This is a genomic window from Neisseria sp. P0022.S010 (assembly GCF_051956635.1).
The window spans coordinates 1-9,648 of the sequence record NZ_JBQCXF010000092.1; the positions used below are offsets into that span (position 1 = coordinate 1).

A 9,648-nucleotide genomic window follows, 5' to 3' on the forward strand; every position below is an offset into this window, starting at 1 on the left:
TCGAATACAGTGTAAAAGTCTTGGTTGATACCATGACCCGCTCACTGGCTCGTGGACAACGTATCGAAATCCGCGGCTTCGGCAGCTTCGACTTGAACCACCGCCCTGCCCGTATCGGGCGCAACCCGAAAACCGGCGAACGCGTGGAAGTGCCTGAAAAGCATGTTCCTCACTTCAAACCAGGTAAAGAGTTGCGTGAGCGTGTAGACTTGGCATTGCAAGAAAGTGCTCATTAATACTTAGTAGCAAAACGCCGCAGAAATGCGGCGTTTTTTTTGTTTTCGCAAGAAATACCAAAGCCAGCTCTTTTCACGCATACCTTAATCGCACACTATTTCAACTATATTTACTACAATGCTTTTGCAAAAAACGCAGGCCGTCTGAAATCATTTATAATAGACCGACTATTCTGTAATGAAAACATCATTCCAACTACTATCCAAACTATTGCGGATGATGTTTCAACTATCGCCAGCAAAGCATAATAAAGGTTACACATGAGCAATAGAGACCAACTATTCACACCACCTCCATTTGAAAACCACAGCCCATTGACTTGGTATCAAGCTGCAGCCGAACAGCCTAACTTTATCCGCGACGAAGCCCAAGCGCGAGCCATTGAATATTTGGATCGTTTGTGGACCGAGCTGATGATGTTCAAACGCAAACGCAACCGTTTTCTCGGCCGTAGCTTGCGTTCCCCCCAAGTACCTAAAGGACTCTATTTTTATGGCGGCGTAGGACGCGGTAAAAGTTTCTTGATGGATGCTTTTTTCGGCTGTCTCCCTTATCGTCGCAAGCGTCGCGTGCATTTCCATGCCTTCATGGCCGAAATCCATCAGCGCCTTAAAGTCTTGAAAAGCGAAGCCAATCCCTTAAAAGCCGTTGCAACAGAAATTTCCAAAGAAACACGAGTTTTGTGTTTTGACGAGTTTCACGTCAGCGATATTGCCGATGCCATGATTTTGGGCCGTTTGCTGGAAAACCTGTTGAGTGAAGGTGTCGTCTTGGTAGCTACTTCCAACTATGCTCCATCCGAACTCTATCCTCAAGGCCAAAACCGCAGCAGCTTTCTGCCAACCATCGCCCTTATCGAGTCCAACCTGACCGTTTTAAATGTAGATGGTGGCGAAGATTACCGCTTGCGTACGTTGCGTCCTGCTGAAATTTTCTTTGTTCCCAATAATGAAGAAAACGAGCAAAAACTCGCTGCTTTATTTAAGGAAATGAGCGGAATCTCTGAATTAAACCCAGGTATCAGCATTATTCATGGACGGGAAATTCCTCATAAAGCCCAGTCAGAACGCGCCATCTGGTTTGATTTCCGCGCATTATGTTTTGGTCCGCGCTCTCAAGCTGACTATTTGTATTTAGCCGAACATTACGAGATGGTTTTCCTTTCAGGGTTAGAACGCCTAACCCCGCAAGAAAAAGCAGAAGCACGCCGTCTGACATGGTTAATTGACGTTTTATACGATTTCCGTGTGAAGCTGTGCGCTACCAGCGCAGTTGGCGTAAACGATATTTACGTCGAAGGCGATTTTGCAGAAGAATTTACCCGTACGGCCAGCCGTATGATCGAAATGCAATCTGAAGTCTACTTGGAACAACTGCACCTGACTTTAAGCAAATAATGCCTTTCCCAAAAAGGGGCGAAATTTGGTAGAATACACTTCCCTCGCCTCTTGGCTACGACAACTTACCTTTCAATAAAAACAAGGACATAACATGGCCATAGAACGTACGATTTCCATCATCAAACCCGATGCAGTAGAAAAAAACGTCATCGGCAAGATTTACAGCCGCTTTGAAGAAAACGGCTTGCGCATTATTGCGGCAAAAATGAAACATCTCTCTGAGCGTGAAGCAAAAGAATTTTATGCCGTACACAAAGACCGCCCTTTTTATGAAGACTTGGTTAAATTCATGACTCGCAATCCTGTCATGATTCAAGTATTAGAAGGTGAAAACGCCGTTGCCAAAAATCGTGAACTGATGGGCGCAACCAATCCAGCCGATGCAGCTCCTGGCACAATCCGTGCCGACTTTGCAGAATCTGTCAGTGTTAATGCTGTACATGGTTCTGACAGCGTTGAAAATGCTGCGATTGAAATTGCTTACTTCTTCAGCCAAAGCGAAATCTGTCCACGCTAAGAATAAAAGCCTGTAGCCGCTTTACGGCCGTCCGATTTATATCGGACGGCAAAACTGCTTTGTATGTCCTACAAATTAAAGGCCGTCTGAAAACCCAAAGGCTTTTAAAGCAAGGCTGCCCAATAAGCCCCTTTGCTTTAAAAGCTTTACTGAGAAACATAAAAATACATGAAAACCAATCTACTGAATTACGATTTAAACGGACTGACGCAACACTTTGCCGAAATGGGCGAAAAACCTTTTCGTGCCAAGCAAGTAATGCGTTGGATGCATCAAGCCGGTGCACAGAACTTTGAAGAAATGACTGACTTGGCCAAATCATTGCGCGCTAAGTTGAATGAACAAGCCACAATCGAAGTGCCTAAATTAATGATGGCACAAGAATCTACGGATGGTACTCGCAAATGGTTGCTGGATGTCGGCACTGGCAACGGTGTAGAAACCGTTTTCATTCCCGAAGCTGAACGCGGAACTTTGTGTATCTCTTCCCAAGTCGGTTGCGCATTGGAATGTACCTTCTGCTCTACCGGTCGACAAGGTTTCAACCGTAATCTGACTGCCGCTGAAATCATCGGTCAGCTTTGGTGGGCCAATAAAGCCATGGGTGTTACCCCAAAAAACGAACGCGTTATCTCCAACGTGGTGATGATGGGCATGGGCGAACCCATGGCAAACTTTGACAATGTTGTTACCGCTTTGAGCATTATGCTGGATGATCACGGCTACGGCTTAAGCCGCCGCCGCGTGACTGTTTCCACTTCAGGCATGGTTCCACAAATGGACAGACTGCGTGACGCAATGCCTGTTGCTTTGGCTGTGTCTTTACACGCATCCAACGATGAAGTGCGCGATCAGATTGTTCCCCTCAACAAAAAATACCCGCTTAAAGAATTGATGGCGGCCTGTCAACGTTATTTGGTCAAAGCACCCCGTGACTTTATTACCTTTGAATACGTTATGCTCGACGGCATCAACGATAAAGCGCAACATGCGCGCGAATTGATTGAGTTGGTTAAAGACGTACCATGCAAATTCAATCTGATTCCGTTCAATCCTTTCCCAAATTCCGGCTACGAACGTTCTACCAATGAAAATATCCGTGTCTTCCGCGATATTCTGCAACAAGCCGGCTTTGTCGTTACTGTCCGCAAAACCCGCGGCGACGATATCGATGCAGCTTGCGGACAATTGGCCGGACAAGTACAAGATAAAACACGCCGACAACAAAAATGGCAACAGATTTTGGTCGAACAATAAGGTTAATTATGAAAATTAAGTTCGGATTCGCTTTACTTACCGCACTGACTCTTTCTGCCTGCGCTTCCTCTTCCGGCCCAAGCCCTAAAGAACGTGCCATTCAAGTTTCTAATATCAAAACCCAACTGGCTGTGGAATATATGCGCGGCCAAAACTACCGCCAAGCTACTGAAAGTATCGAAGAGGCGCTTAAGTCCAATTCAAAAAATGACCTTGCTTGGTTGGTACGCGCCGAGATTTATCAGTATTTGAAGGTCAAAGATAAAGCTCAGGAAAGCTTTCTTAAAGCATTGTCTTTAAAACCTGATAGCGCGGAAGTCAACAACAACTACGGTTGGTTCTTGTGCAATCAAATGAATGCACCGGCCGAATCTTTGGCTTACTTTGACAAAGCACTGGCCGACCCAACCTACCCAAGCCCCTTTATTGCCAATATGAATAAAGGCATTTGCAGTGCAAGGTTAGGCCAATACTCCTTAGCCCAAGCCTATTTGGAAAGGTCTTTAGCAGCGAATCCACAATTCTTCCCTGCTTTCAAAGAACTTGCCCGAACCAAAATGATGGCAGGCAATCTGAACGATGCCGACTATTATTTCCGCCAATACCAAAGCAAAGTTGATGTCCTTCAGGCTGACGATTTGCTTTTAGGCTGGCGTTTGGCTACTGCCTTGGGCAATAAACACGCCGCATACGAATACGAAGCCCAACTTAGGGCAAACTTCCCCTATTCAGACGAACTACAAACCGTCACAACAGGCCACTAAATGGAAAATAACGATAAAATCAACTACGACACACAAGCCGCCAAAATATTGGGGGACGAATTACGCAAACACAGAACTGATGCCAAAATCGATATTCAAGATGTTGCTTCACGTTTGAAACTGTCTGCCGAACAAATTGATGCTTTGGAAAAAGGGGAATATTCAGGCTTTCCCGGTTTAGTCTTTGTTTCAGGCTATTTGCGTTCATATGCACGATTTCTGAAAATCGACGAACAAATCATCGCCAAACATTTACTCTCCATTACTCCGCAACTTGAAGACCATGTATACGCGGTAACACGCAGCGCCAACGCCGGCTTAAGCTACACAGACACTGAAAAACAAGGTTTCCCAAAATGGATATTGGGGATAGCCGCACTGGCTTTGGCTGTAGGCGGTGTTTACTTTTGGCAAAGTAAATCCAGTTTTGAAAACGAACAGGCAAATATTCAAAACAGCAAAGATGTTGCTGATACGATGAAAACGCCTGCCTTAAAAACGGATAATGTTGCCGTTAGCGAAATGACGGAAGACGGCAAAAAAGAAATAACCAATAAGCCTGAAGTGACTAATGATCAAGCTGCCTCAGCAGCTTCCGCCGTCGTACAAGAAGAGAAGCCTGCCGTCAAAGTCGAGAAAGACGAACTTTGGATTAAAGTCCAATACCGAAGCAATCTGATTATTACAGACAAAGATGGAAAAGTAGTATTCAGCCGTATCGTTCCGGCCGGAAGCGAACAACGTCTGAGAGGCGGTGCGCCTTACAATGTTTGGCTCGGTATTGCAGCCGGCTCTGAAGCCAATTACGGCGGCACACCTATCGAACCTTTGAAATACCGTGTTGCCGGTGAAAAATCCGCCTCTTTTGTTGCAGGAAAAAACTAAAATGACCACACCTAAACGCCGTCAGACACATCAAGTCAAAATTGACCACCTCATCATCGGCTCCGAGGCGCCCGTTCTTGTCCAATCCATGACCAATACGGATACGGCAGATGCCGCAGCAACTGCCCGACAAGTCAAAGAATTGAGCGATGCCGGCTCGGAAATGGTTCGTATCACAGTCAATACTCCTGAAGCGGCTTCCAAAGTAGCCGAAATCCGCAGCCGCTTAGACGATATGGGCTACACCACCCCCCTGATTGGTGATTTCCATTTTAACGGCGAACGCTTATTGGCTGAATTTCCTGAGTGCGGCAAGGCCTTGGCCAAATATCGGATTAACCCAGGCAATGTCGGCAAAGGTGCAAAAGGCGATGAAAAATTTGCCTTTATGATCCGTACTGCCGCAGAAAACAATAAAGCCGTACGCATCGGTGTGAACTGGGGTTCGCTTGATCAAGGCCTTGCCAAGCGCATGATGGATGCCAACTTAGCTTCTGCCACACCGAAGCCGCCTGAAGAAATCATGAAAGAGGCTTTGATTGTTTCTGCGCTGGAATCGGCAGAAAAAGCCGTGGCTTTAGGCTTATCCGAAGACAAAATCATTTTGTCGTGCAAGGTCAGCGCCGTACAAGACTTGATTCAGGTTTACCGCGAATTGGGCAGCCGTTGCCGTTACCCGCTCCATCTCGGTCTGACTGAGGCAGGCATGGGCAGCAAGGGCATTGTTGCTTCCACAGCAGCTTTGTCCGTATTGTTGCAAGAAGGTATCGGCGACACTATTCGAATTTCCCTTACGCCCGAACCCGGCTCCTCACGCACACAAGAAGTCATTGTCGGTCAGGAAATCCTGCAAACCATGGGCTTGCGCTCCTTTACGCCAATGGTTACAGCCTGCCCGGGTTGCGGCCGTACCACCAGTACCGTATTCCAAGAGTTGGCTCAAGACGTACAAAACTATTTACGCCAGAAAATGGCTGTTTGGCGCACTGAATATCCAGGTGTTGAATCATTGAACGTCGCCGTAATGGGGTGCGTGGTAAATGGTCCGGGCGAAAGCAAGCTTGCCGATATCGGTATCAGCCTGCCCGGTACAGGCGAAACACCGGTTGCGCCGGTTTATGTAGACGGCGAGCGGAAAGTCACCCTCAAAGGTGACAATATCGCTGCCGAATTTTTACAAATCGTTGAAGATTATGTCAAAAACAACTACTGCGAGGGCGGCACTAAACGTAAGCAAAACCGCGTCATTCCGATTCAATCTGCCTAAAACATTTTCAAGATAAAGAGGCCGTCTGAAAATATGTTGGGCAAACTGGATACTTGGCTGACTGAGCATCCAAAACGCAAGGGTTTGCATGGTTGGCGACGCTTTATCGTTGAATTTTGGTTTTTCGGTTTGAAAGAAGCACGTGCCTGCTTATTTGCAGGCTTGTTTTTCATTGCCATGTTCCTCGTTCCGAAAACAGGCTGGTTGGGGATTTCGCGCTACGACCTGCTGCTGATTTTTGCCGTCTCCGTACAAGCAGCCATGCTGTATTTCAAGCTGGAAACTTGGGATGAAGTGAAATCGATTACGCTGTTTCACTTGGTGGGCTTTGCTTTAGAGTGGTTCAAGACATCAGGCGATATCCAGTCTTGGAGCTATCCTGATGAGGCTTATACCAAAATTGGCGGCGTACCGCTGTTTGCAGGCTTTATGTATGCCGCAGTCGGCAGCTATATCATTCAAGCATGGCGGCTGTTTGACCTCAAAATCAAAAGCCATCCGCCGTATTGGTTGGGCACTTTGTGCGCACTGGCGATTTATATCAATTTCTTCACCCATCACTATATCGGAGACTATCGCTGGTATCTTGCAGCTTTTGCTCTCGGCCTATACGCCCGGACAACGGTCTTATACACGCCCTATGACACCACTCGCAAAATGCCCCTCCTGCTCGCTTTCGTCCTGATCGGATTTTTTATTTGGCTGGCGGAAAATTTGGGAACCCTATTTGGCGTTTGGCGCTATCCCAACCAAATCGGCGCATGGGCATCAGTACACATCAGCAAATGGAGTTCATGGGCTTTACTGGTGATGATGACTTTTACCATCGTTGCAAATTTAAAACACATCAAACATACCATCAGCGTATCGAAAGATTAGTTATTTAACATTTGAAAAGGCCGTCTGAAACTTTCAGACGGCCTTTAATTTTCAACAATCAATTAAACAAACTTAAGGCTTTAACAAACACCATAATGACACCATAGCACAAAGGGATGCAAACCAAAGCCCAGCGCCACCATATACCGATACCGCCCGCTGATACTTTCTTGCTGATCAAATAGGCATCGGATACAGCGGTTTCATCATCGGGGTTGCCGCTATGTGCCGCGACCTTAATGTCCTTCTCGTGATGCTTTTCGTGAACCGAACGGACACTCAAATTACACAGCAAACCGACAATCAACAAACCTGCCATGATGTACATGGTGATGCTATAAGCCTCGGCAGCCGGAACGCCGCTTTCAATTTGGCTTTGGCGGATATAGTTGACCAACACCGGGCCGATAACGGCCGCAGTTGACCATGCCAGCAAAATCCTGCCGTGGATTGCACCGACTTGATAAGTGCCGAACAAATCCTTCAGATACGCCGGGATCGCTGCAAAACCGCCGCCATACATGGAAATGATGACGCAAAACCCAATAACAAACAAAGCCTTGTTACCGCTCGCGCCAATAGACGGGATGGCGAAATACAACAGCGAGCCAAGCACAAAGAAAATAGTATAAGTATTTTTACGCCCGATTTTGTCGGACACGCTGGACCACAAAAAACGGCCGCCCATATTAAACAGGCTCAACAGACTCACAAAACCCGCCGCCGCACCCGCGCCAATGGCAGCCTGTTTACCGACAGAAGTTTCAGAAAACAGCTCCTGAATCATGACAGAAGCCTGACCCAAAACACCGATACCCGCCGTCACGTTCAAGCACAACACCCAAAACAAGAGCCAAAATTGCGGCGTCTTCATGGCTTCGGAAACATTGACGTGATTACTGCTGACCAATTTGCTTTTGATTTTCGGCGCAACATAACCTTTAGGTTTCCAGCCATCGGCAGGTATGCGGATGGTAAACGCACCGAACATCATCAACACCAGATAGAACAACCCTAAGACGACAAAAGCCTGCGCTACGCCAACCGAAGTTTCACTGGAGAAAAAATTCATCAGCGACACGGATAAAGGCGAAGCCAACATCGCGCCGCCACCAAAGCCCATAATCGCCAAACCTGTCGCCATACCCGGTTTATCGGGAAACCATTTCATCAGTGTCGATACAGGCCCAATATAGCCCAAGCCCAAACCGACCCCGCCAATCACACCGTTGCCCAAATAAAGCAAAAACAGATTGTGCGTATGGACGCCAATCGCCGAGACAAAAAAGCCCAAGCTAAAGCAGCAGGCAGCAACAAACATCGCCTTACGCGGCCCAACGCGTTCCATCCAAGTACCGAACATAGCCGCAGACGCGCCCAACATCGCCAAGGCAATACTGAAAATCCAACCTACCGTGGTCAGCTTCCAATCTCCTGTAGCCGACTCAGTAATACCGATAAGCTTGGTCAGCGGCGCATTGAACACGGAATAAGCGTATATCTGCCCGATGGCAAGATGCACGGCCAAAGCGGCAGGCGGTACCAGCCAACGATTAAAGCCAGGTTTGGCAATGGTCGCCTCACGGTCTAGAAATTTCATAAAATCCTCTTGTCTATGTGTGTCAAACGCTGATTCCATATCATGCGGAATCAAAAAATTGTTGACAATATTTTAGCATAATCTCCCGTTTATCCTTTTTTCTGCTCCATGATAATTTTGCGCATCAGACAGAAAAAACATTCATCTAAACCATTTCTTCAGACAATATCGACAAAAAGACCGTCTGAAAATTTTTCAGACGGCCTTTTCATTCATATCGTTTTATGCGGCGAAGCGTTTGGCAACTTCTTCCCAGTTAACGATTTCCCAAAAACCTTTCAGGTAGTTAGGACGGCTGTTGCGGTAGTCGATGTAGTAGGCGTGTTCCCATACGTCGCAAGTCAACAGCGGAGTATTTTCAGTAGTCAGCGGAGTAGCTGCATTGGAAGTAGAAACCAGATCCAATTCACCGGCAGGCGTTTTCACCAACCATGCCCAACCGGAGCCGAAAGTACCGGCCGCGCAGGCATTGAACGCTTCTTGGAATTTCTCGAAGCTGCCCCATTTGGCGTCGATGGCCGCAGCCAATTCGCCGGCAGGTTTGCCTTGGCCTTTAGGGGTAAAGCCCAGCCAGTAGAAAGTGTGGTTCCAAGTTTGGGCAGCGTTGTTGAACATACCGCCGGAAGATTTTTTCACGATTTCTTCCAAAGGCATTTCTTCAAACTCAGTGCCTTTGATTTGATTGTTCAAATTGGTGATGTAAGTTTGATGGTGTTTGCCGTAGTGAAACTCCAAAGTTTCTTTGGTCAGATGAGGGGACAACGCATCCAGTTCATAAGGCAATTGTGGCAGCTTGTGTTCCATTTTTATGCTCCTAATTATTGATATTTATATTTTGGTAG

At 46.9% G+C, this 9,648-nt stretch carries 11 protein-coding genes; 9 read left to right on the top strand and 2 right to left on the bottom strand.

Features of this window, described 5'->3' with window-relative positions:
• From ACTHUT_RS09740 to ACTHUT_RS09780, 9 genes are all read left to right on the top strand, one after another.
• On the top strand, positions 1 to 236 hold a 236-nt coding region (locus ACTHUT_RS09740), incomplete at its 5' end, for an integration host factor subunit beta (protein ID WP_440418669.1).
• Between the two features lie 39 nt (positions 237 to 275).
• Complete coding sequence (locus tag ACTHUT_RS09745) at positions 276 to 485, top strand: hypothetical protein (protein ID WP_137040864.1); 210 nt, start codon at positions 276 to 278, stop codon at positions 483 to 485.
• 12 nt (positions 486 to 497) lie between these two features.
• Positions 498 to 1,634, top strand: coding sequence for a cell division protein ZapE (gene zapE, locus ACTHUT_RS09750; protein ID WP_308887257.1), 1,137 nt, complete (start codon positions 498 to 500; stop codon positions 1,632 to 1,634).
• Positions 1,635 to 1,728: 94 nt separating this feature from the next.
• Positions 1,729 to 2,154, top strand: coding sequence for a nucleoside-diphosphate kinase (ndk, locus tag ACTHUT_RS09755; RefSeq protein ID WP_004519785.1), 426 nt, complete (start codon positions 1,729 to 1,731; stop codon positions 2,152 to 2,154).
• 168 nt (positions 2,155 to 2,322) lie between these two features.
• Complete coding sequence (rlmN, locus tag ACTHUT_RS09760) at positions 2,323 to 3,411, top strand: 23S rRNA (adenine(2503)-C(2))-methyltransferase RlmN (protein WP_003683577.1); 1,089 nt, start codon at positions 2,323 to 2,325, stop codon at positions 3,409 to 3,411.
• Between the two features lie 8 nt (positions 3,412 to 3,419).
• Positions 3,420 to 4,175: a type IV pilus biogenesis/stability protein PilW gene (pilW, locus tag ACTHUT_RS09765; protein WP_063075505.1), complete on the top strand. Its 756-nt coding sequence runs from the start codon at positions 3,420 to 3,422 to the stop codon at positions 4,173 to 4,175.
• Complete coding sequence (locus ACTHUT_RS09770) at positions 4,176 to 5,060, top strand: helix-turn-helix domain-containing protein (RefSeq protein ID WP_250600703.1); 885 nt, start codon at positions 4,176 to 4,178, stop codon at positions 5,058 to 5,060. It abuts the gene before it with no gap.
• A 1-nt stretch (position 5,061) separates the two neighbouring features.
• Complete coding sequence (gene ispG / locus ACTHUT_RS09775; RefSeq protein ID WP_440418758.1) at positions 5,062 to 6,327, top strand: flavodoxin-dependent (E)-4-hydroxy-3-methylbut-2-enyl-diphosphate synthase; 1,266 nt, start codon at positions 5,062 to 5,064, stop codon at positions 6,325 to 6,327.
• A gap of 33 nt (positions 6,328 to 6,360) precedes the next feature.
• Positions 6,361 to 7,206, top strand: coding sequence for a DUF817 domain-containing protein (locus ACTHUT_RS09780; RefSeq protein WP_250600705.1), 846 nt, complete (start codon positions 6,361 to 6,363; stop codon positions 7,204 to 7,206).
• Positions 7,207 to 7,264: 58 nt separating this feature from the next.
• Here ACTHUT_RS09780 and ACTHUT_RS09785 read toward each other — a convergent pair whose 3' ends face one another.
• Positions 7,265 to 8,806, bottom strand: coding sequence for an L-lactate MFS transporter (locus tag ACTHUT_RS09785; protein WP_250589847.1), 1,542 nt, complete (start codon positions 8,804 to 8,806; stop codon positions 7,265 to 7,267).
• A gap of 222 nt (positions 8,807 to 9,028) precedes the next feature.
• A complete protein-coding gene (locus ACTHUT_RS09790) occupies positions 9,029 to 9,610 on the bottom strand; it encodes a superoxide dismutase (RefSeq protein ID WP_250600709.1) in 582 nt (193 codons plus the stop codon).
• Positions 9,611 to 9,648 lie beyond the last annotated feature (38 nt).

Coding starts and splice junctions, on each gene's coding strand:
- zapE (WP_308887257.1), top strand. CDS start 498: ATGAGCAATAGAGACCAACTATTCACACCACCTCCATTTGAAAACCAC.
- ndk (WP_004519785.1), top strand. CDS start 1,729: ATGGCCATAGAACGTACGATTTCCATCATCAAACCCGATGCAGTAGAA.
- rlmN (WP_003683577.1), top strand. CDS start 2,323: ATGAAAACCAATCTACTGAATTACGATTTAAACGGACTGACGCAACAC.
- pilW (WP_063075505.1), top strand. CDS start 3,420: ATGAAAATTAAGTTCGGATTCGCTTTACTTACCGCACTGACTCTTTCT.
- ACTHUT_RS09770 (WP_250600703.1), top strand. CDS start 4,176: ATGGAAAATAACGATAAAATCAACTACGACACACAAGCCGCCAAAATA.
- ispG (WP_440418758.1), top strand. CDS start 5,062: ATGACCACACCTAAACGCCGTCAGACACATCAAGTCAAAATTGACCAC.
- ACTHUT_RS09780 (WP_250600705.1), top strand. CDS start 6,361: ATGTTGGGCAAACTGGATACTTGGCTGACTGAGCATCCAAAACGCAAG.
- ACTHUT_RS09785 (WP_250589847.1), bottom strand. CDS start 8,806: ATGAAATTTCTAGACCGTGAGGCGACCATTGCCAAACCTGGCTTTAAT.
- ACTHUT_RS09790 (WP_250600709.1), bottom strand. CDS start 9,610: ATGGAACACAAGCTGCCACAATTGCCTTATGAACTGGATGCGTTGTCC.